This is a genomic window from Burkholderia sp. MSHR3999 (assembly GCF_000833595.1).
In the GTDB taxonomy this organism is placed as follows: Bacteria; Pseudomonadota; Gammaproteobacteria; order Burkholderiales; family Burkholderiaceae; genus Burkholderia; species Burkholderia ubonensis.
The window spans coordinates 1,137,672-1,157,886 of record NZ_JRFO01000001.1 but is presented as its reverse complement, the minus strand read 5'-3'; the positions used below and the strand labels follow the sequence as shown (position 1 = coordinate 1,157,886).

The 20,215-nt window shown below is 67.9% G+C and carries 19 protein-coding genes and 1 pseudogene; 6 read left to right on the top strand and 14 right to left on the bottom strand.

Going from position 1 to position 20,215, the window contains the following annotated elements; all coding sequences use genetic code 11:
* Positions 1-2: 2 nt before the first annotated feature.
* A pseudogene (locus KY49_RS05600) lies at positions 3-181 on the top strand (LysR substrate-binding domain-containing protein); the annotation flags it as partial.
* Between the two features lie 31 nt (positions 182-212).
* Here the strand turns inward: KY49_RS05600 and KY49_RS05595 are convergent.
* From KY49_RS05595 to KY49_RS05575, 5 genes are all read right to left on the bottom strand, one after another.
* Complete coding sequence (locus KY49_RS05595) at positions 213-791, bottom strand: flavin reductase family protein (RefSeq protein ID WP_042583704.1); 579 nt, start codon at positions 789-791, stop codon at positions 213-215.
* 103 nt (positions 792-894) lie between these two features.
* Complete coding sequence (locus tag KY49_RS05590) at positions 895-1,677, bottom strand: hypothetical protein (RefSeq protein WP_042583703.1); 783 nt, start codon at positions 1,675-1,677, stop codon at positions 895-897.
* Between the two features lie 62 nt (positions 1,678-1,739).
* Positions 1,740-4,286 (bottom strand): TonB-dependent siderophore receptor, encoded by a 2,547-nt coding sequence (locus KY49_RS05585; protein WP_442854605.1) that lies wholly within the window; start codon positions 4,284-4,286, stop codon positions 1,740-1,742.
* 116 nt (positions 4,287-4,402) lie between these two features.
* Positions 4,403-5,398 (bottom strand): FecR domain-containing protein, encoded by a 996-nt coding sequence (locus KY49_RS05580; RefSeq protein WP_042583701.1) that lies wholly within the window; start codon positions 5,396-5,398, stop codon positions 4,403-4,405.
* A gap of 3 nt (positions 5,399-5,401) precedes the next feature.
* Positions 5,402-5,911, bottom strand: a complete 510-nt coding sequence (locus KY49_RS05575; protein WP_042583700.1) for a sigma-70 family RNA polymerase sigma factor — start codon at positions 5,909-5,911, stop codon at positions 5,402-5,404.
* A gap of 223 nt (positions 5,912-6,134) precedes the next feature.
* Between KY49_RS05575 and KY49_RS05570 the strand changes: the two genes are divergently transcribed.
* A complete protein-coding gene (locus KY49_RS05570; protein ID WP_042583699.1) occupies positions 6,135-7,280 on the top strand; it encodes a lytic transglycosylase domain-containing protein in 1,146 nt (381 codons plus the stop codon).
* Positions 7,281-7,690: 410 nt separating this feature from the next.
* Here the strand turns inward: KY49_RS05570 and KY49_RS05565 are convergent, their stop codons facing one another.
* The 3 genes from KY49_RS05565 to KY49_RS05555 form a co-directional block, all read right to left on the bottom strand.
* A complete protein-coding gene (locus tag KY49_RS05565; RefSeq protein ID WP_042584577.1) occupies positions 7,691-8,176 on the bottom strand; it encodes a DUF3304 domain-containing protein in 486 nt (161 codons plus the stop codon).
* Between the two features lie 192 nt (positions 8,177-8,368).
* The gene (locus KY49_RS05560) at positions 8,369-8,692 is read right to left on the bottom strand and encodes a hypothetical protein (protein WP_042583698.1); all 324 of its coding nucleotides are present in this window, start codon (positions 8,690-8,692) and stop codon (positions 8,369-8,371) included.
* Between the two features lie 263 nt (positions 8,693-8,955).
* Positions 8,956-9,699, bottom strand: coding sequence for a MipA/OmpV family protein (locus KY49_RS05555; protein WP_042583697.1), 744 nt, complete (start codon positions 9,697-9,699; stop codon positions 8,956-8,958).
* A gap of 204 nt (positions 9,700-9,903) precedes the next feature.
* On the opposite strand from KY49_RS05555, the gene KY49_RS05550 reads away from it, so the two are divergent.
* Positions 9,904-10,629 carry a response regulator transcription factor gene (locus KY49_RS05550; protein WP_042583696.1) on the top strand — a complete coding sequence of 242 codons (726 nt, stop codon included), beginning with the start codon at positions 9,904-9,906 and terminating at the stop codon, positions 10,627-10,629.
* A complete protein-coding gene (locus KY49_RS05545) occupies positions 10,630-11,955 on the top strand; it encodes an ATP-binding protein (protein ID WP_042583695.1) in 1,326 nt (441 codons plus the stop codon).
* Between the two features lie 90 nt (positions 11,956-12,045).
* On the opposite strand, the gene KY49_RS05540 is transcribed toward KY49_RS05545, so the two are convergent.
* Together KY49_RS05540 and KY49_RS05535 are read right to left on the bottom strand one after the other, a co-directional pair.
* On the bottom strand, positions 12,046-12,486 hold the full coding sequence (locus tag KY49_RS05540) for a nuclear transport factor 2 family protein (RefSeq protein WP_042583694.1): 441 nt from the start codon (positions 12,484-12,486) through the stop codon (positions 12,046-12,048).
* A 48-nt stretch (positions 12,487-12,534) separates the two neighbouring features.
* Complete coding sequence (locus tag KY49_RS05535; protein ID WP_042583693.1) at positions 12,535-14,556, bottom strand: oxidoreductase; 2,022 nt, start codon at positions 14,554-14,556, stop codon at positions 12,535-12,537.
* A gap of 163 nt (positions 14,557-14,719) precedes the next feature.
* Between KY49_RS05535 and KY49_RS05530 the strand changes: the two genes are divergently transcribed.
* Together KY49_RS05530 and KY49_RS05525 are read left to right on the top strand one after the other, a co-directional pair.
* Positions 14,720-15,256 (top strand): PadR family transcriptional regulator, encoded by a 537-nt coding sequence (locus tag KY49_RS05530; RefSeq protein ID WP_156162432.1) that lies wholly within the window; start codon positions 14,720-14,722, stop codon positions 15,254-15,256.
* A gap of 59 nt (positions 15,257-15,315) precedes the next feature.
* A complete protein-coding gene (locus tag KY49_RS05525) occupies positions 15,316-15,960 on the top strand; it encodes an SGNH/GDSL hydrolase family protein (RefSeq protein WP_042583691.1) in 645 nt (214 codons plus the stop codon).
* Positions 15,961-16,161: 201 nt separating this feature from the next.
* On the opposite strand, the gene KY49_RS34415 is transcribed toward KY49_RS05525, so the two are convergent.
* From KY49_RS34415 to KY49_RS05505, 4 genes are all read right to left on the bottom strand, one after another.
* Positions 16,162-16,764, bottom strand: coding sequence for a hypothetical protein (locus KY49_RS34415; RefSeq protein ID WP_052495611.1), 603 nt, complete (start codon positions 16,762-16,764; stop codon positions 16,162-16,164).
* A gap of 135 nt (positions 16,765-16,899) precedes the next feature.
* Positions 16,900-17,205 carry an H-NS histone family protein gene (locus KY49_RS05515; RefSeq protein ID WP_042583690.1) on the bottom strand — a complete coding sequence of 102 codons (306 nt, stop codon included), beginning with the start codon at positions 17,203-17,205 and terminating at the stop codon, positions 16,900-16,902.
* A gap of 131 nt (positions 17,206-17,336) precedes the next feature.
* Positions 17,337-18,815 (bottom strand): M81 family metallopeptidase, encoded by a 1,479-nt coding sequence (locus tag KY49_RS05510; protein WP_042583689.1) that lies wholly within the window; start codon positions 18,813-18,815, stop codon positions 17,337-17,339.
* The gene (locus tag KY49_RS05505) at positions 18,812-20,113 is read right to left on the bottom strand and encodes an MFS transporter (protein ID WP_042583688.1); all 1,302 of its coding nucleotides are present in this window, start codon (positions 20,111-20,113) and stop codon (positions 18,812-18,814) included. The genes KY49_RS05510 and KY49_RS05505 overlap by 4 nt, the downstream gene beginning before the upstream one ends.
* Between the last annotated feature and the right edge of the window lie 102 nt (positions 20,114-20,215).

Below are 20,215 nucleotides of genomic sequence, written 5' to 3'. Positions count from 1 at the left end.
AGTGCGGCGTGACGATCCTGCCGCGACGGCGCGCAAAGTGCTGACCGAACCGGCGCTCGTCGCGAAACCGATCGACGATCCCGCGTTCGTGCGCCCGATCGCGCTGATCCGCAAACGCGGACGCACGCTGCCGCGTGTCGCGGAAGCGTTCGTCGCGTTGAAGTTGCGGGAATTGAAGTGAGTAAGGTGTCGGCGTCAGCCGGCCCGCTGCGTCATTGCGCGTCGACCGACAGCGCCTCGCCGATCGCATAGAAATTGCCGCCCGCGATGTAGTGCAGGCTGCGCAATGCCGGATCGGCCGCTTCGAAATGCCAGTGGCCGTCGTTGAACACGCGCGTGTCGGACCACGCGCCGACGACCTCGCCGATGAACAGGTCGTAGGCCTGCTGGTTGTGCGGCTCCGGAATCAGCCTGCACGCGAGCCAGCCCGAGCAGCCGGCGACGAACGGCAGGTCGTGCCCTTCGACGTCGAACAGCGTCACGCCGGCTTCACGCAGCTTGTCCGGCCGCTCGGCGAGGCTGTGGCTGCCGACCGCATGCGTGAGCGTCAACTGCGCGGCGGTCGGGACCTGGATCACGAACATGCCGCTGCGCTCGATGAGCTCGCGGGTCTTCGCGCGCTTGTCGAGCACGACCGTCAGCTTCGGCGGCATGAAATCGAGCGCGCAGGCCCACGCGGCAGCCATCACGTTGTCGGTGCCGGCGTGACGCGCCGACACGAGCACGGTCGGGCCGTGATTGAGGAGACGGTAGGCCTTCTTCAGCTCCATCGGAGCGATATGACTGTCCATTCGGATTCTCTCGAAGCGATGCGGTGAACGCCCGCATTCTCGCACCCAATGGACCCGGCGGATCGAATCCACCTGCTTGCTTCGCGTGTATTCGCTCTCGGCGTCAGCGCCGCCCCGCCGCCCAGTCGAGCGCTGCGTCGAACAGCGCGAGGCCGGCCGGCGACAGATTGACGAACGTGTCGTTGTCGAGGAAGAACATCACGCGCCGCGCCGGCGCAAGCGCTTCGTAGTCCATCGTCGCGCCCTTCTCGTACGCGAAGATCGCGGCCTTGTCCGGCTGCCCGTACACGGTCGCGATGATGCTCGCGCCGAGCCCCGGCCTGCCCCAGCTCATCGGCGCCTGCTTGCCGTACACGTTCGTCGCGCCGGCCGGCAGCCCGGCTGCGATCGGATGCGGCGCGTTGACGAGCCACACGTAACGCTCCTTGCCGGTTTCGCCGAAGTCGACGTCGTGACGCTTGCCCGTCATCGCGAGATCGTCGAGCAGATCGTTTTCCCAGGTCACGAGCGGCTTGTCGAGCGTGCGCCAGCCCGCCGCGACGTGCTTCGACGACACGGTCGACGAGATGATCACCAGATCGGCGTCGCGCGCCGCGTCGGGCGTCGCGGCCTGGTCGACGAAACGCACCGCGTAGCCGCGCGTTTCCAGATGCGCGCCGACGCGCTCGTCGACCTTCAGGTTCGGCCCGCCGAGCTGCACAAGCATCGCGACGCGCGTGACGGCGGCCTGCGTGTCGGCCGCGGCGGTCGCGCCAGTCGCGGTGGCCGGCGCAATGCCCGCGACGCTCATCCCCAGCGCGAGCGCGCCGCTCGCAATCGCGCGCAGTGCGCCGCGCCGTGTGCGCGACAGCCCGCGCACCGATTCGTTCTTCAGGTTCGTGTTCATTGCGATGTTCTCCAGTTCCGCGCGACAAACCGCGCGGCAAGTCGGTCATGCGTCGTCCGGAATCAGAACTGCAGCGTCGTCAGCAGCGACACCTGCCGCGCATCGCCAACCGCGACGAAGTAGCGGTTCGCGCTCGACGGGTAGTACGTGCGATTGAAGAGGTTCTTCACGTTGAGCTGGAACGACAGCTTCTGCTTGCCGATGCGCGTGTCGTACGTCGCAAACGCGTCGGCGAGCACGTACGACGGCAGCGTGAAGCTGTTCGCCGAATCGCCGGGCCGCGCGCCGACGTAGCGCGCGGCGGCGCCGATGCGCAGGTCGTCGCCGCCCGTCAGCGTGCCGACGTCGTACACGGCCGCGAGCGATCCGGTGTGACGCGCGACGTTCCAGAGCCGGTTGCCCGCGTAGAGCGGGTCCTCGATCGTCTTCGCGTCGATGTACGCGTAGCTCGCGATCACGTTCCAGCGTTCGCCGAGCTTGCCCGACACGTCGAGCTCGATCCCGCGCGAGCGCGCCTTGCCGGACGTGCGCCAGTCGGTGAGCTTCGTCGCGTCGTTGAACTGCGACACCAGCACGTTCTTCTTGTCGATGTTGAACAGCGCGAGCGTGCCGGTCAGGCCGCCCGGCAGGTCGAGCTTGCCGCCGACCTCCCACGCGGTCGACTCCTCCGGCGGCGTCGCGCCGTCGATCACGAAGCCGGACCCCATCGGCGCGATCGACGACGACGGCTTCAGCGACTGCGAGTAGCTGCCGTACAGCGAGAACGCGTCGTTCCACTTGTAGACGACGCCCGCGCGCGGCAGCCATTTCGAGCCGCTCAGGTCGGTGTTCGCCTTGAACGGCCGGCCGCGGCCCGCGACCTGGTTGTACGTGATGAAGCGCATCCCGCCCGACACGATCCATTTGTCGGTCACGTGGATACTGTCCTGGAAGAACGCCGATGCATCGTGCAGCGTGTCGGTCTGGTCGCTGTCGCTCGCGGACACCGTGCTCGACGGCGGCAGCAGGCCATACACGGGTTCCAAGTAGCTGAACGGCGTCTTCACGGCCTGCCGCAGCATGTCCTTGCGATAGATGCGGCGGTATTCGCTGTCGACGCCGAGCTGCACGTCGTGCCGCATCCCCGCGAGCGTCAGCTTGCCGTTCACGTACGCGATTCCGTAGCTGTCAGTGCTGAGCGAGCCGTGCGTCGCGTCGTTGCTGCGCGACAGCGTGCCCGTCGTCGGGTTCACGCCCGTGATGCGGATCTGGTTCGCATCGTAGGTCTCGCGGTTGTAGCTGTAGCCGAAATGCGCATTCCAGTCGGCGTCGATCCGGTGATCGACCGACAGCTGCGCGAGATGCGATTCGCCGTCCATGTCGTTGAACGGCTCGTCGAGACGGCGCCGCGCGGGAATGTCGAGCGGCGCGTTGGTGCGCGGGTCGAGCGCGGTGCCGCGATCGAACGGCGAATGGAACCGGCGGTATTCGTAGGACAGCACGACCTGCGTATCGCGCCCGTACCACGCGAGCGACAGCGCGACGAAGGTCTGCCGGTATTCGCCGAAGTTGCGCCAGTACTGCTGGTTCGACTGGTCGACGATCAGCCGGTACGCGAGCCGCGTGTCGCCGACGGGCCCGGTCGAATCGAACGTGACGTTGCCGCCGTTCTTGCCGTGACCGTAGGTCGCGCCGCCGACCGACACCGCGTTGTAGCGCGTGAGCTGCGGCTGCTTGCCGACGACGTTCACGACGCCGCCCGGGTCCATCAGGCCATACAGCAGCGACGTCGGGCCCTTGAGCACCTCGACGCTGTCGACCGCGGCGTTGAACGAGCGCCCCTGCACGACCGGCATCCCGTTGTGCATGATCGAGCCGTCGCGGTTGTCGCCGAAGCCGCGCTTCATGATCGTGTCCTGCGTGCCCGCGAGCGTGTTGCCCTGCGTGATCCCGCTCACGTTGGCGAGCGCATCGTCGAGATTGCGCGGACGCTGATCGCGCAGCACCTGCGCCGGCACGATCGCGACGGCCTGCGCGGTGTCGAGCAGCGGGATCTCCGAGCGCAGCACGCCGGCCTCCTGCGGCGGACGATAGCTTTCCGCGCGGATCGCGCTGCTGCGCACCGCGATCGTCGGCAGTTCCGCGCCGGCGGCAGCCGGCTGGGCGGCCGCCTTGCCCGCGCGCTGCAGCGTATAGCCGCCGCCCGGCTGGCGCAGCGCGACGAGCCCGGTGCCCGCGAGCAGGCGGTCGAGCGCGCCGTCGACGTCGAACCGGCCATGCACGCCGCCGCTCGTCAGGCCGGCCGTCAGATCCGCGGGAAACGCGAGCAGGATGCCCGCGTCGCGCCCGAAGCGATTGAGCGCCGCCTCGAGCGGGCCGGCCGGCACGTCGAATGGCCGGCGCGATGCGTTCTGCGCGGTTGCGGGCGCGGCGTCGGCCAGCGCGGGCGCCGGCAGCAGCGCCGACAGCAGGACGGCGCCGGCCAGCCGGCGGACGAGGCTGCGCGGCGCAGCGGATGCGGCGGATGCGGCGGATGCGGCGGATGCGGCAATGGCGGCCGCGCGCGGGCGCGGCGGCTGGGAGCGGAGGGTTGCCGGTCGGCGGCGGGCAAGACGACGAGTGGAAGGCATGATCGAGGTGTGGATAGGCGATGGGTCAGTGCTGCTTTCATCACCCATGTCACGCGAACATCGAAAAACAGCTCAGGTCGGCGGAAAATTTTTTCAGCGCGTTTTTTCCGGGCGGCTCACGAACCAGCCCGCACGACGGTCGCCCAGTAGCGGGTCGCATACGCGACGTCGATCGGCAGCGTCGCCTTCAGCGTGTCGAGCACGCGATCGGCGTCGTCGACCGGAAACGTGCCGGACACCCGCAGGTCCGCGACGGACGCGTCGCAGCGCAGGCTGCCGCGGCGATAGCGGTCGAGCTCGGCGACGAGGTCGGCGAGCCGCATGTGCGACGCGACGATCATCCCGTCGGTCCATGCGGCCGCATGCGCGTCGAGCGGCGCGCTCGCGCCGATCGCGTCGCGCGTGAAGTCGGCGCCCTCTCCCGCGGCGATCACGCGCGCGCCGGCCGACGCGCCGTACGGCTGCACGCGCACCGCGCCGGCAAACACCTGGATGCGGCTCGCGCCGTCGCGCTGGCGCACCGAGAAGCGCGTGCCGAGCGGCCGGAGTTCGCCCTCGCCGGTCGCGACGACGAGCGCACGCGCGACCGGGCGGTCGTCGTGGCCGCTCGTCACCATGATCGTGCCGCGCAGCAGGCGCAGCCGCCGTTCGGTCGCATCGAAGCGCACGTCGAGCGCGGTGTCGGTATCGAGCACGACGACGGTGCGGTCGGCCAGCGTCACCGTGCGCCGTTCGCCGACCGCGGTGCACAGGTCGGCGTGCCGGACCGCCCAGTGCCCCCAGTGTCGATACGGATCGGCCATCCACGCGGCCCCGCCCGCGAACAGCAGCACCGCGAGCGCCTTGACGGCCGCGCGGCGGCGGCCCGGGCGCGGCGGCAGCAGCGCCGTGCGCGCGGCCGGCGCGTCGAGGCCGCCGGCCAGCCGGTTCAACCGGCCGTGCACGGCCTCGATGTGGCGCCATGCGGCGTCGTGGCTCGCGTCCGCCGCGCGCCACCGCGCGAGGTCGGTCGCGAACGCGTCGTCCGTGTTGCCGGCCTGCAGGTCGACCCACCACTCGACCGCGCGCTGCGCGACCTGCGGGGCAATCGCCGGCGTTCCCGAGGCGGCCATCGGTCAGGCCGCCATCGCGAAGAAGCACTGCGTGCCGGCCTTCACGAGATAGCGCTTGACCGTCGACAGCGACACGTCCAGCTCGGCCGCGATCTCGGCCTGCGTGAGCCCGTCGAGCTGCGACAGCAGGAACGCGCGCTTGGCCGCGAGCGGCAGGCCGTCGAGCAGCCGGTCGATTTCGAGCAGCGTCTCGAGCACGACGGCGCGCGCCTCCGGCGTTGGCGCGTGCGCTTCGGGACGCTGCGCGAGCGCGTCGAGATACGCGCGCTCGAGCTGCTCGCGGCGCCAGTGGTTGTACAGCACGCGCTGCGCGACCGTCGTCAGGAACGCGCGCGGCTCGCCGGCGCCGATCGGCTCGTCGCGCGCGAGCAGGCGCATGAACGTGTCGTGCGCGAGATCGGCCGCGCGGTGCGCGCACCCGAGCTTCCGGCTCAGCCAGCCGCGCAGCCACGCGTGATGGCCGACGTACAGGGAGTCGATTTCGCGGTAGAGAGGGAGCTTGTCAGCGGACATGGCCGGATTCCGGGCGCGGGCGCGCGATCACATTTGCAAATGAGAATGATTATTATACGCAAATGCGCAGCACTGCCCGGCGCGCGACGATGGCGGGGTCGGAAGCGCAGGCGGGCAAATGCAAAGGAAAGTTTGATGCGAGCCATTTGCATGCGCGCTATGGCACACTTCGCGTTTGCGTGATTTCCTTGCACCGGGCGCCCGGAATGCACCCCAACCTGCCATGCCGCGTCAGACTTACCCTTCGATCCGCAGCGCAACGCTGAAGATCGCACCGATCATCGCGATTTCGCTCGTGATGCCCGGCATTGCCCGCGCCGACTGTCTCGACGACGCCGCCGCCTTCCATCATGTCAACGTCAGCCTGATGCGCGGCATCGCGATGGTCGAGTCCGGCATGAAGACGAACGCCGTGAACACCAACACCAACGGCACGACCGACATCGGGCTCATGCAGATCAACAGCTCGTGGCTGCCGACGCTCTCGCGCGAGGGCATCAGCGAGCAGAGCCTGTACGACCCGTGCACCAATGCGTTCGTCGGCGCGTGGATCCTGTCGCAGAACATCCGTCAGCTCGGGCCGACCTGGAACGCCATCGGTGCGTACAACTCGGCGTCGCCCGACAAGCGCCTTGCGTACGCGCGCAAGGTCTATGATGCGATCCAAACCATTCCGGATACGCCGGACTCTCCCATGCCCATCCTTCCGCCGTCCTATACGCCGCCGCAGTCGTACAACCCGTTCGCGAGCCTGAGCGTCACGGCGCCGCAGGCCACGCGCCCGCGCGCCGCGGCGCCGGCCGCCGCCCCCTCCGGCCCCGCCGGCGCGTACAACTTCGGCTGGACGGTGACCGGCGCGGAACAGGCGAAGCCGATCCAGGTGTTCGACGACGGCGCGAAGGTCTATGTGCAGTTCAGCGACATGAAGCGCGTGCCGGCGATCTTTGCCGACACGCCGGGCGGGCGCGTGCTGGTGCCGTGGGAGCCGCAGTTCCCGTATGCGGTGCTCGCGCGTCCCGCGCAGGCGCTGATCTTCCAGCTCGGGGCCTATGAGGCGCGCGCGCAGCGGGGGACGCCGGGCCCGCTGATGCCGGCCGGCGCAGCCGCGCAGCGCACGGCCGCGACGGCGGCCGCGAGCGCGCCGCCGCCGGCCCAAAGGACTGCGGAGACGGCCCGGAGCAACGCGTCGGCCGACGCCCTCTGGTACGTGACCAAGTCGTCGGCAGCCCCGACGCCGTTGCCCGCGGCCGTGCCGGTTGCGGCTGCCACTCCGTCGACGGCCGCCGTCTCGGCGCCGGCGGCTGCCACGGCGCCTGCCGCGAAGCCCACGCGCGTCAGCACGGACGCGCTTTGGTACATCTCGAAGTAATCCGCTCGCGTCCGGAACGCTAGGGTCTGTTTACATACGGAACACGCATGCGAATGCCCGAAATCGCTCGTAGGGCAAGGAGGGAGGAGCGCCGTTTGGCCGTGCCAAACAAGCGACGAGCGACGCCGCCATACGGGCGATTTCGGGCATTCCCGTGGAATGGTTTTTTAAAATTTGGGGTTGCGACGAGAACGGCCGCTCGCCGCGTTGCGCTCCTTGCGAATACGTCCAGTATTCGCGGCGTCGCGCGCCTCGCGAGCGGCCGTTCTCGTCGCAACGCATGCGTGTTCCGTATGTAAACAGACCCTAGCGGACCGCGGGCGCCGCAGCGCCCGACGGCAGCAGCGCGTGGCATGCATCGGCGACGAAATGGCTGTACACGGCGTCGATGTCGATCTCGGCCATGGCGCTCACTGCTCCTGCGTCGGTTTCAGTTCGGGCGCGTTCATGTCGTCCACCCACTGCAGCTCGGCGGTGCCGTTCTTCCGGAAATACACGCGCAGATAGCGCGACGCGGGCGACTCCGGCTGCGGAATCGTCACGTCGATCGTCTTGCGCTCGGGCGGGACGCCGCGCTGGATCGCATCCAGCGGCTGCGCGAATTCCCAGAACAGTTTCACCTTCCGGCCCGGCGTCACCTTGCAGCCGCACGCGAAGCCACCGCCGCCGCCAAACGCTTCGCCCGCTTCCCGCGCGGATGGATTGCCGAAGCACCCCGACTCGTGCTCGTTGTCGAGCCGGAACTCGTGGAGCTTGCGGTCGTACTCGTTGTACCCCGTGACACATATCGCATGCGGCTCCGCCGCCGCTGCTTCCGCGCCGGCGTGCCTGCCGCACGCCGCCAGCATGCCGAGCCCCGCCAGCGCCAGCGCGCGCCATCCCTGACTGAACTTCATCGATACCTCGCAAACCTGCATCCTTGTCCTGCGGCACCGGTGACGGCAGATCGCAGCGATTTCGCGCGGCCGCCGAAGATGCCCTACGCTCGCATGACTGCTCGGTCAGGTCGACGGCGGGCAGCGTGTCCATCCGCGCAAAATACCTTTCCCTTCATTTCGGCGGGCGACTGTACGCACCACGTCCGGCAGTCAACCGCGACGCACCCATATCACCTTGCCGGCCTTGATGCCGAGGTTGCGCCGATCTTCCCGGTAATCCATCGTTCCCGGCAACGATCGGCCGTCACGCTCGCCGACGCGCCACGCGCAACCGCCGAGCATCGCGGCCGCTTCCGCTTCCGACATGCCGACCAATGCATCGTCAGGCGCGGCGTCGGCCTTGCAGGCAACTGCCGCTTCGGAACCGCCACGGTTCGGCATCGCGTTCTCTTTCGTGTTCTGGCTGGTGTTCGTACACCCGGCAATCGATGCGCCTGCAACCATCGCGGCCACAATCGAGATCAGGTTTTTCATGAGGGTCTCCCTTTCCGGTGCGTGCACGGTGCAATGCTCACCTGTGCGCGTTTCTCCGCGGCGGCGCAGCCGCTCGAAACCGGCCGCCATCATCGCGCATGCTGCCGCTCATGCGGATTCCGCGCGATCGTTCACGGCATGACGGACGCGCGGGACGGGTCGAATCTTACAGGAGGACGGTTTTCAGCGAAGCACGTGGGGCGCGCGTGACGCGCACCCGCCGGAGGAGCACGCAGCGCCCCGCTTCGGCCGCCCTATCGCCCTCAGAACCGGTAGCTCACGCCTGCCATCCCGTGGTAGTTGGTGCGCGACTGCACGATCGGGCTGTTGCCGGCGCGGCCGACCAGCCGCGACACGCCCGCCGTCGCGAGGATCGACCAGTGCTGCGACACCGCATGCGTCCACACGGCCGACATCGACACGCTGTCGATCCCGCCGCCCGCCGAATACGGCCGGAAGCGGCTCGACGCGGCCTGCGCGTCCGTCACGCCGTAGAACGTCTGCATGTAGCGCCCGGACCCGCCGTGCACGCTGCCGGTCACGACGATCTCGTCCTTGGCCGCCTTGAACACCGGCACCGCGAGATCGACCTGCCCGGACACGCCGCGCGTCGTGTGCGTGACGGGCGTATCGAGCGTCACGCTCAGCACCGCATTGCCGTAGAGTTTCACGCCGGCGCGCACGCCGACGAGCACCGATCCGGGAATCCGGCCCATCCCCTTCAGGTAGTCGGAGCCCGGCAGGTCGAAGCGGTTCTCGTCCGCGCGGCCCGAATCGTAGCTCACCGCCGCCGATACGAACACGTCGTGCGGCAGGTTCATCCGGTAACCGATGCCGTCCTCGCCGATGAACAGCCCGTTGTCGAACGTCGCGGAGAACGACGGCGCGACGACGCCTCGATACTGGCTGCTGCCCTGGTAGCGCGGCGCGACGCCGCCGCCGAGCGAGATCGTGTATTGGTTCTCCGCATGAGCGGCGGCGGCAAGGGTCAGGCCGGCAAGCGGCATGCAGTATCGGTAACGGCGGAAGGTAGTGTGCACGATATTCGGATCAAAGTCAGGGAGTCCGAAGTCTAGAAGCCGCCGCGCGCCGAAACTGTCCGGAAACTGAAGCAAATCTGTGCGCAATTGTGTTCGATTGTCGTGGAGTGTCGCGGTCGCGCCCCGGCCGCCGGCACGCCGGATAAAATCCGCGTGCATTCCGAGGAGAACATGAACGAAGACCCGCTCAAATACCGTGTCCTGCTGATCGAGGACGACGACCGCCTTGCGCAGCTGGTTCGCGAATATCTCGACGGCTACGAGTTCGCGGTGACGGTCGTGCGGCGCGGCGATCTCGCCATTGGGGCCGTGCGCGAGCGCCAGCCGTCGCTCGTGATACTCGACCTGATGCTGCCGAATCTCGACGGCATGGAAGTCTGCCGCCGGATTCGCGCGTTCTCGAACGTGCCCGTGCTGATCATGACCGCGCGCGCCGACGTGTACGACCAGGTCGCCGGACTCGAGACGGGCGCCGACGACTACGTGACGAAGCCGATCGAGCCGCGCGTGCTCGTCGCCCGCGCCCGCGCGCTGCTGCGGCGCGCGCAGCCCGCGAGCCCGGCGGCCGCCGGCGCGGCGCCGGAATCGCTCGTGTTCGGCGAGCTGACGATCTCGCCGCCGAACCGCACGGTCACGTGGCGCGGCGAGCCGGTCGACCTGAAGACCGCCGAGTTCAACCTGCTGCTGATCCTCGCGCGCGCCGCCGGCACCGTGCTGAGCCGCGACGACATCCTGAAGCAATTGCGCGGCATCGAGTTCGACGGGCTCGACCGCTCGGTCGACTCCGGCATCTCGCGGCTGCGCCGCCGCTTCGAGGACGCGTCGTCGGAGCCGCACAAGATCAAGACGATCTGGGGCCGCGGCTATCTGTTCAGCCCTTCCGCGTGGGATGCGTGAATGCTGCGCTCCCTGATCAGGCTGTACCTCATCGTGATCGCGTGCGTCGCGGTCGGGATCCTGTTCATCCAGCTGTCGTTCGACCGGATCTTCTACGAGCGCGGCGCGCAGGCCATGCGCGATTCGCTGACCACCTACGCGTTCGTGCTGAACGATTACCTCGAACGCCATCCGGGCCCGCAGCGGGCGTTCGCGCTGCGCGAACTGGCGCGGCACGGCGCCACCGGCTTCGGCTTCATATCGATGGCCGACGCCCGCGCGCGACTGAGCGGCATACCGCTGCGCGACCTCGACAGCGGCAAGATCGCGATCAGCTACGACGGCCGCGACTATTACATGCCGCTCGCGGACGGTTCCGTGGTGCACGCCCGTCCGGCCGAGGCGCCGGATCTGGACATCCGCATCTACGCTTACCTGGTGCTCGCGCTCGCGACGCTGTTCGCGGTCGTGATGTGGGTGAATTACCACTGGCGCGACCTGCGTAAGCTGCAGGACGCCGCGCGCTCGTTCGGCGCGGGCCGCCTGTCGACGCGCGCCCAGCTGTCGCACAAGTCGAACATCTACGAGCTGTCGCAGCAGTTCAACGACATGGCGCAGCGGATCGAAGCATCGATCCAGCAGCAGCGCGAGATGATGCACGGCATCTCGCATGAATTGAAGACGCCGCTCGCGCGGCTCGAATTCGGGCTCGCGTTGCTCGCGGCGCCGGACGAGACGGACCGGATGCGCGAGCAGCGCGACGCGCTGCTCGGCGACGTGCGGGAACTCGACGAGCTCGTCACCGAGCTGCTGACGATCGGCCGGCTCGAGCAGGGACGAAGCGAGCTCGCGCCGATGCGGGTCGCCGTGGCGGACCTGATCGACAGCATCGCCGGCAGCATCGCGAACGACGTCGCCGACCGCGGGCTCGCGTTCGACGTATCGACGCGCGGCGCACCGACGAGCCACGAGTGCGACCCGAAGCTCGTCGCGCGGGCGCTGCTGAACCTGATCCGCAACGGCCTGCGCTATGCGGCGAAGACGGTCGCGCTTGCCGCGACGGCCCGCGCCGACGGTGCGCTCGTGCTGACCGTCGACGACGACGGCCCGGGGATTCCGGCGGCCGACCGCGCGCGCGTGTTCGAGCCGTTTCAGCGGCTCGATTCGAGCCGCGACCGCCAGACGGGCGGGTTCGGTCTCGGGCTGGCGATCGTGCGGCGCGTCGCGCTCGTGCACGGCGGCGACGTGCAGCTGGAGGATTCGCCGCTCGGCGGCGCGCGGTTCGTGATCACGCTGCCGGCGCGGGTCGTGGATCAGGCGTGCGGCGCGGCGAAGGCAACGGCCTGACGCGTCGCCGCGACGCTTCGCGCCCGGCCGCAAGCGCCCGCCGGTTCGGCGTCGCCGGGCCCGGCGACGCGATGCTCCGCGGCGGCGGGTTCAACCGTTGAACTTGAACGCAGGCAGAACCTGCCCGAGCCGCGCGCCCATTTCCGCGCCGAGCGCCTGCAGACCGCTGAGCGGACGGATCATGACCTCGAATTCGACGATCCGCCCGTCGGCGTCGAAGCGGATCATGTCGATCCCCTTGAGCTGCTTGTCGCCGACGGTCGCGCTGAATTCCAGCACGACGCTCATGCCGTCGTCGCTGCCGAACTGGCGGTGATAGGTGAAGTCCTCGAAGATCGTGATCACCGTCCGCAGCGCCATCAGCAGCGCGGGCGCCGGCCCGTATGGCTTGAACGCCATCGGCGAGCGGAACACGGCGTCCGGATGGACGATCGCGTCCAGCGTGCCCAGGTCCTTGCGTTCGACCAGCGCATGCCACGTTTCAAGCGATTTCGCGACAGCGGGATGGAGATGCGTCGGTGCTTGCGTCATCGAGTGCTCCTGTTTCGTCGGCGTGAATGAATGGGCGTGAGGCGAGTATCAAAGGGTCGCGGCAAGCGTCGTGCCCTGCCGGATCGCGCGCTTGGCGTCGAGCTCGGCGGCCTCGCAGACGCCGCCGATCAGATGGATCGCGCGCCCCGCGGCCTGCAACTGTTCGGCCAGCTCGCGCAACGGCTCCTGTCCGGCGCAGATCACCACGTTGTCCACCGGCAGCGTTTGCTCGACGCCGTCGATCGCCACATGGAAGCCGTCGTCGTCGATGCGCCGATACGTCACCGACGACGACATGCGCACGCCGCGCGCCTTCAGTGCCGCGCGGTGGATCCAACCGGTGGTCTTGCCCAACTGGTCGCCGACCCTGGACGTCTTGCGCTGCAGCAACTGCACCTGCCGCGGCGCCGGTTCGGGCTGCGGCTCGCGCAGGCCGCCGGCATCCCCGTACGCGGGATCGACGCCCCATTCGGCGAAAAACCGCTCGGGATTCAGGCTCGCGCCGTCGCCGCTGTGCGTCAGGTACTCGGCCACGTCGAAGCCGATCCCGCCGGCGCCGACGATGGCGACGCTGCGCCCCACGTCCTTGCCGTCGCGCAGCACGTCGAGGTAGCCGAGCGCCTTCGGATGACCGATGCCGTCGATCGGCGGCACGCGCGGGACGATGCCCGTCGCCAGCACCACTTCGTCGAAGCCGCCCTGCAGCAGCAACTCGGCGGTGGCGCGCGTATCGAGGCGAAGGTCGACGCCGCGCAGCTCGATTTGCCGGCGGAAGTAGCGCAGCGTTTCGTTGAACTCCTCCTTGCCGGGCACCTTCCTCGCGATGTTGAGCTGCCCGCCGATCTCGGCGCCGGCCTCGTACAGCGTCACCGCATGGCCGCGTTCGGCCGCCGTCACGGCGAAGCTGAGCCCCGCCGGGCCGGCGCCGACCACCGCGATCCGCTTGCGCTGCTGCGCGGGGCGAATCACGAGTTCGGTTTCGTGGCACGCGCGCGGGTTCACGAGGCATGACGTGACCCTGCCGCTGAACGTGTGGTCGAGGCACGCCTGGTTGCAGCCGATGCAGGTGTTGATTTCGTCCGCCCGCCCCTCGCGCGCCTTGCGCACGAATTCGGCGTCGGCCAGGAACGGCCGTGCCATCGACACCATGTCGCAATCGCCGCCGGCGAGCAGCCGCTCGGCGACTTCAGGGGTGTTGATCCGGTTGGTCGCCACGAGCGGAATGCCGACCTTGCCCATCAATTGCCGCGTCACCCACGCGTAGGCGGCGCGCGGCACCTTGGCGGCGATGGTCGGAATGCGCGCCTCGTGCCAGCCGATGCCGGTGTTGATGATCGTCGCGCCGGCCGCCTCGATCGCGCGGGCAAGCCCGATCACCTCGTCGAGCGTCGAGCCGCCTTCGACGAGATCGAGCATCGACAGCCGGTAGATGACGATGAAGTTCGCACCGACCCGCTCGCGCACCCGCGTCACGATTTCGACCGGAAAGCGGATGCGGTTCTCGTACGCGCCGCCCCACGCGTCGTCGCGATGGTTCGTGCGCGCGGCGACGAACTCGTTGATCAGGTAGCCTTCGGAGCCCATGATCTCGACGCCGTCATAGCCCGCATACTGCGCGAGCGCGGCGCAGCGGACGAAATCGGCGATCGTCTCCGCGACCTCGGCGCCGCTCAGCGCGTGCGGCATGAACGGGTTGATCGGCGCCTTCAGCGGGCTCGGCGCGACGAGCGCCGGATGATACGCGTAGCGGCCGAAATGCAGGATCTGCAGCGCGATCTTGCCGCCTTCCGCGTGTACCGCGCGCGTCACCGCGCGATGGCGCTCGGCCTCGGCCTCCGTCGTCAGCATCGCACCGCCGGGCGCCGGACGGCCGCGCTCGTTCGGCGCAATGCCGCCCGTGACGATCAGGCCGGCCTCCCCCCGCGCCCGTTCCGCATAGAACGCCGCCATCCGGTCGAAGCCGTCCGGCGCCTCCTCCAGGCCGACGTGCATCGAACCCATCAGCACGCGGTTCCTGAGCGACGTGAAGCCGAGTTCGAGCGGCGCGGTCAGGTGGGGATAGCGAGTCATCGATCGTCTCCGTGTCTATGCAACAAGTTGCATTGATACTAGTCCGTGATTTTCGTTTATGCAACATGTTGCATAAACGAAGCCGCCCCGGTTACCCTCTCGGTTACCCCGTATCGCCGATATGGCACGATGCGACGCATCCCATGGCTTCCCTCGACTCGACATGTCCCTGCCTCACGCGCTTCTCACCGCTCTCGCCGAACGCCCCGGTTCCGGCTCGGAACTCGCCGGCCGCTTCGATCGTTCGATCGGCTATTTCTGGCAGGCGACCCATCAGCAGATCTATCGCGAGCTGGGCCGCATCGAGGCGCTGGGGTGGATCGAATCGCTGCCGGCCGAAACCGGGCGCGGCCGCAAGCGCGCATACCGGATCCTGCCGGCCGGCAAGAAGGAGCTGCGGCGCTGGATTGCGGAGCAGGAAGACCCGACGACGCTGCGCGAGGCGCTGCTGGTCCGGCTGCGCGCGGACGCGGTGCTCGGCCCCGCGGGACTGGAAAAAGAGATCAGGCGACACATGGCGCTGCACCAGGAGAAGCTCGATCTGTATCTGCAGATCGAGGCGCGCGATTTCCCGGCGGACACCGCCTCCCGCGCGAAGCGTCTGCAGCATCTGGTGCTGAAGGCGGGCATCGCGCAAGAGCAGTTCTGGGTCGAGTTCTCGCAGGAGGCGCTCGACGTCCTGCGCCTGCCGAAGGAATGACCGTCGCGCGAACCCGCTCAGATGCGCGACGCAATGATCGAACAATCAAGGAGACGAAAATGGCGCAGAAAACCGTGCTCTGCTATGGCGACTCGAACACCCACGGCACGCGCCCGATGACGCGCCCCGGCGTGCTGGAGCGCTTCGATCGCGACGACCGCTGGACGGGTGTGCTCGCGCAAGCGCTGGGCGCAGGCTGGCGAGTCGTCGAAGAAGGGTTGCCCGCTCGCACGACCGTCCATGACGACCCGATCGAAGGCCGGCACAAGAACGGCCTGTCGTATCTGCGACCGTGCCTGGAAAGTCATTTGCCGGTCGACGTCGTCGTGCTGATGCTCGGCACGAACGACCTGAAGGCGCGCTTCTCGGTCACGCCCGCCGACATCGCGGTCTCGGCCGGCGTATTGCTCGCCGAACTGGAGGCGTGCCGCGCGGGCCCCGCGGGCACGACGCCGCAGGTGGTGCTGATGGCGCCCGCCCCGATCGTCGAGGTTGGGTTCCTCGGCGAGATTTTCGCGGGCGGCGCGGCGAAGTCTCGCCAGCTCGCGAGCCTGTACGCGCAGACGGCCCGGGATGCCGGCGCGCATTTCCTCGACGTCGGCGAGATCGTCGAAGTCAGCCCGGTGGACGGTGTCCATTTTTCGGCCGATCACCATCGCGTGCTCGGCCGGAAGCTCGCGGCATTCCTGCAGCAGCTTCAATAGCGAGACCGGTGACGATCGGCTGCGTCCGCCCGTGCGCGCACGACTGGCAATACGCGCCATGAAACATCGCGACCATGGTCTCGATCGAGTCGTTGCACCCGCCCTACGGCAACGCGATACAGTGTCTCGCGCTGCGCCTGCTCCTTGGCCGCGTCGCCGACAGGCTCGGCGGCTGAGGCCGGGCCGACTACGTTCCGGATCTCAGTCGAACGCTTCCGGCTCCCGCGCATCGCGCGACATTGGCGGCGCCGGCCGCAACCAGTCCGGGCGGCGGCTCGGGCGCGGCCACCGTGGCCGCCCGCACCTCGAAAAGCGGGATGTCTCGCGCGCTTCCGACGCGAGCGAAATGTCGAGGAGTTCGCCGGCAAGCAGGCGCGCTTGCTTCGCGAGATCGGCATGGTGCCTGAGCGTTTGCAAAGTGGCGTCGAGTCCGCCATCGATTCCGCTCCGAAAAATCAGTACGGCGGTATCGGCATGGACCCGTGCGCGCTTCGCGTGCAGCCGTGCCTTCCTCACACGGAATCGCAGCAGTTCAATGCGGGCGTGAGCGCTGGAAAAGCATGCGATTGCCGACATCGCATACCGCACTTCCAGTTTCTCGAGTTCCGCAGCGCACGCTTCGGCTTCGGCGGCGTCGACGATCGCCGCCTGAACGGAATCGGCGGCGATCGAGTCCGTGACATGCTCCTCCGACTCTCGACGGTCCGCGTGTTTCCGATACCGGGCGGGGATGCACGCACGAACGCCCGCGCACACGACGCCAATGGCGGCACTGACTCGTTCTTCCCAAGCGGTTTTGGACATGGGATTGCGTGAAGCAGAGTGTGTGTACGTGATGCTCGCGCGACGCAAGGTCACTTGCATCGCGAGATGTCGAGCAGCAGTACGGGCGAATCATGTGGGGTTCGTTATTCAGGACAGCTCGAAGGTTTCGCCCGTCTATGTCGACGTCGGGATCAGGTACATGTCGCGATCACGACCGGCGATCCACCGCGGCTCCTTCCCGCGCCCGCTCCAGAGCGCGCCCGATGCAGGATCGCGATACTTTGCCGTAGCGGGCGCGCGCCGCCTGATCCGACGTGACTTTTGCTGGATATCGGCAAACAGGTCCTCGGGTTTCAGATCGAATTCGGCGATCAATTCTCGAATCTTCTCGAGCGCGACCGAGATTTCCCGCTTGCGTGCGAGCTCCGCCTGAGCCTGGAGAGTACGAATCTGGGCTTTCAAGTCCCGATAGGTTGGCATATCGTGTCTTCCCGATGAAGAGGAATGTTGTGGGCGTGTCGCGTCATGTCAGCCACGGTTCAATAAGATCTGGAGTGCGCATGATATTGAACGAAACGTGCAATTGCCGTCTGGCGTATTTTCCCTCCCGGTCAAATCCGGCCCTGCCCTTCGTATCCGGGAGCGATTCGCACGGAAGGGTTCAGTTTTCGCCACGGCAGCCTGGCGGGATCGGTGACGATGCCGTCCACGGTTCGCGCGACCAGCACCGCCTCGGCGATCGGCTCGAACGCGGCACGGAAATGAACCGAGCTCTTGTTCACCAGAATCGCCATCGCTTCCGGCTGGATGCCGACCATCCGATAGAGGTTGCGATCCAGCAGCTGGGTTTTCACGCTGCTCACGACCACGCGCACGCCGTCGATGCGCAGGCACGCGCACGGCCCGAGGCGCAACGTGACATTGCGCATCATCGGCCCTTCCAGCCGGCATTCACCGTCGGAGAGCGCGTCGACGACGAAGGTCGCGCGAAACGCGCGCGGCGTGCCCTCCGCCAGGGTCAGCGCAATGACTGATCCGACCCCTGCGGCATGGGCCGCTGCCGCCGCGAGCGGATCGCAGAGGACCCCCAGCGCCGCGCGCGTCACGCCGTGGCGCACCAGCGCCGCGAGCATTTCGGTCGTGTTCGAGTCTGCGCCGGCGCCCGGATTGTCGTGCGTGTCGGCGATCACGACCGGACGCGTCGCGTTCGCCGCGAGCGCGACGGCGGTCTTCACGGCCTCGTCGGGCGACAGGCAGGTGGCTTGCCAGTCGTTCTCGCGGCACACGAATTGACGGTAAAGGCGATCCAGCGCTTCGTTCAGCGCGGTTTGACTGATGCCGTATCCCCAGATCGTCGGGCCGCACTCGGCGATGTCCGCGGCCGGGAAGCCCAGCGCAATCGACAAGTCGACGCCGAGATCGGCTTCGAGCGTCGCCAGCGTCGCATACAGGTCCGCCGCCGGCGGGCGCGACGTCGCCATCGCTTCGATCGGCACGAGGAACGGCCCGCGCCGGATGCCGCGGTGATGGCTCTCGCGTTCCCGCGCGAGCTTCTTGATCAGGCGGGCCGCGCGCGCGCCGGTGTCGGACATGTCGACATGAGGATAGGTGCGATATGCGACGAGGCCGTCGGCGCTGCGGAACATCTGTGCCGTCACGTTCGCGTGCAGGTCCAGCGCGGCAACGATCGTCACGCCATGCCCCACGGCTTCGCGAACCCGCGTCAGGAGTTCCCCTTCGCCGTCGTCGACGTGCTCGGCAACCATCGCCCCGTGAAGATCGAGAAACACCGCGTCCGCCTTCGCGGTTCGCGCCCCTTCGACGATCTCGCCGACGATGCGCTCGAACGCGTCTCGCGTGACCGGGCCCGACGGCGTCGCGTGCGCCCAGACGCCGGGGACCACGACGTCCGTAGCGGGATCGAGCGCGCCGATGAAGCCGCCGATCGCAAGATTCGCGTCCCGCAGCGCAAGCATGGCGTCGCCCCTGACGATCGGACCATTCGCACCGCTCGTGAAGTCGCAGTAGCGGGCGCGCGATGCCACAAAGGTGTTGGTTTCGTGAAGCAACCCGGCAACGTAGAACTTCATGCGCGCACGCCCTCCGCAGACGCGACGGGACGCACCAGCAGCAGCACCGCGCCGAGCGCGAGCAATCCGACGATCACGAACAATCCGGCGGCGGTGCTGCCCGTCGCCGACTTCAACGTGCCGATGATCGTCGGGCTGAGAAACCCGCCGAACAGGCCGACGGAATTGACGAACGCGATGCCGCTCGCCGAGATCGAGGCCGGGAGATATTCCGACGGAATCGCCCAGAACACCGCGTATCCCGCGAACGTCAGCGCGGTCGCAATCGTGATCGCGACGATCGCGATGCCGAAACGGTCGACGAAGATCGCGGCGACCGCGAGCGCCACAGCGGCCGCCGCGGTTGCGGCGCCGGCATGCAAGCGCCGCTCGAGCAATCGATCGGAACGTCGTGCCAGCAAATACATCGTCGCCACGGCTGCCGCATACGGAATCGCGGAATACCAGCCGATCTCGGCGACGCTCTTCACGCCGCCCGCTTTCAGGATCGACGGAAGCCAGAAGCCGACGACGTAGACCCCGCAGATCAGGCAGAAATAGATCGCCGACAGGCGATAGATGCCGGCGTCGCCCAGCACGGCCTTCAGGGATTGCCACCCTTCGCGACTCGCCGACGCGGCGTCCAGCCGTTCGATGACCATCCGCTTTTCGTCGGCCGTCAGCCATTGCGCATCGTTTGGCGAATCGCTCAACCACGTGAGCGCGATCGTGCCGAGCAGAACGGCGGGAATGCCTTCGACCAGGAACATCCATTGCCAGCCGGCAAGGCCGGCAACGTCCGTCAGGTGCTCGAGCAGCCACCCCGAGACCGGGCCGGCCACGATGCCGCCGATCGGCGCGGCGCCGAGCAACAGCGCCGTCGCCCGGCTGAGCCGCTCGCGCGGGTACCAGCGCGCCAGGTAGAAAAGCATGCCGGGCGCGAACCCGGCCTCGCACATGCCGAGCAGAAACCGGATGACGTAGAACGAGGTGGCGTCGGTGACGACCAGCATCGACATCGACGCGATGCCCCACAGCAGCATGATGCGGCTCAGCGTTTTGCGCGCGCCGATCCGGGTCAACAGCAGGTTGCTCGGAATCTCGAACAGCATGTAGCCGAGAAAAAACAGGCCCGCGCCAAACCCGTAGGCGGCGTCTCCCAGCCCGAGATCCTGCTGCATCTGAATTTTCGCGAAGCCGATGTTGACGCGATCGATGTACGCGATGGAATAGCCGACGGCGAGGAACGCGAGTACCCGGCGATCTATTTTCCGGTATGCGGATTGCACGCCGTCGGCGGCGTCGAACGCGATTGACATTAATTCCCTCGGAAGGTTTGAGCGCTTCTCTATGCCAGTGACAACTGGTTGTATTCAAACTGTACCGGCAAATGATATTGGATTGGATATCATCCTGCGTAC

Coding starts and splice junctions, on each gene's coding strand:
- KY49_RS05575 (WP_042583700.1), bottom strand. CDS start 5,911: ATGTCCGCTGACAAGCTCCCTCTCTACCGCGAAATCGACTCCCTGTAC.
- KY49_RS05535 (WP_042583693.1), bottom strand. CDS start 14,556: ATGACTCGCTATCCCCACCTGACCGCGCCGCTCGAACTCGGCTTCACG.
- KY49_RS05580 (WP_042583701.1), bottom strand. CDS start 5,398: ATGGCCGCCTCGGGAACGCCGGCGATTGCCCCGCAGGTCGCGCAGCGC.
- KY49_RS05555 (WP_042583697.1), bottom strand. CDS start 9,699: ATGCCGCTTGCCGGCCTGACCCTTGCCGCCGCCGCTCATGCGGAGAAC.
- KY49_RS05565 (WP_042584577.1), bottom strand. CDS start 8,176: ATGAAGTTCAGTCAGGGATGGCGCGCGCTGGCGCTGGCGGGGCTCGGC.
- KY49_RS05570 (WP_042583699.1), top strand. CDS start 6,135: ATGCCGCGTCAGACTTACCCTTCGATCCGCAGCGCAACGCTGAAGATC.
- KY49_RS05540 (WP_042583694.1), bottom strand. CDS start 12,486: ATGACGCAAGCACCGACGCATCTCCATCCCGCTGTCGCGAAATCGCTT.
- KY49_RS34415 (WP_052495611.1), bottom strand. CDS start 16,764: ATGTCCAAAACCGCTTGGGAAGAACGAGTCAGTGCCGCCATTGGCGTC.
- KY49_RS05595 (WP_042583704.1), bottom strand. CDS start 791: ATGGACAGTCATATCGCTCCGATGGAGCTGAAGAAGGCCTACCGTCTC.
- KY49_RS05525 (WP_042583691.1), top strand. CDS start 15,316: ATGGCGCAGAAAACCGTGCTCTGCTATGGCGACTCGAACACCCACGGC.
- KY49_RS05590 (WP_042583703.1), bottom strand. CDS start 1,677: ATGAACACGAACCTGAAGAACGAATCGGTGCGCGGGCTGTCGCGCACA.
- KY49_RS05545 (WP_042583695.1), top strand. CDS start 10,630: ATGCTGCGCTCCCTGATCAGGCTGTACCTCATCGTGATCGCGTGCGTC.
- KY49_RS05585 (WP_442854605.1), bottom strand. CDS start 4,286: ATGCCTTCCACTCGTCGTCTTGCCCGCCGCCGACCGGCAACCCTCCGC.
- KY49_RS05510 (WP_042583689.1), bottom strand. CDS start 18,815: ATGAAGTTCTACGTTGCCGGGTTGCTTCACGAAACCAACACCTTTGTG.
- KY49_RS05560 (WP_042583698.1), bottom strand. CDS start 8,692: ATGAAAAACCTGATCTCGATTGTGGCCGCGATGGTTGCAGGCGCATCG.
- KY49_RS05530 (WP_156162432.1), top strand. CDS start 14,720: ATGTCCCTGCCTCACGCGCTTCTCACCGCTCTCGCCGAACGCCCCGGT.
- KY49_RS05550 (WP_042583696.1), top strand. CDS start 9,904: ATGAACGAAGACCCGCTCAAATACCGTGTCCTGCTGATCGAGGACGAC.
- KY49_RS05505 (WP_042583688.1), bottom strand. CDS start 20,113: ATGTCAATCGCGTTCGACGCCGCCGACGGCGTGCAATCCGCATACCGG.
- KY49_RS05515 (WP_042583690.1), bottom strand. CDS start 17,205: ATGCCAACCTATCGGGACTTGAAAGCCCAGATTCGTACTCTCCAGGCT.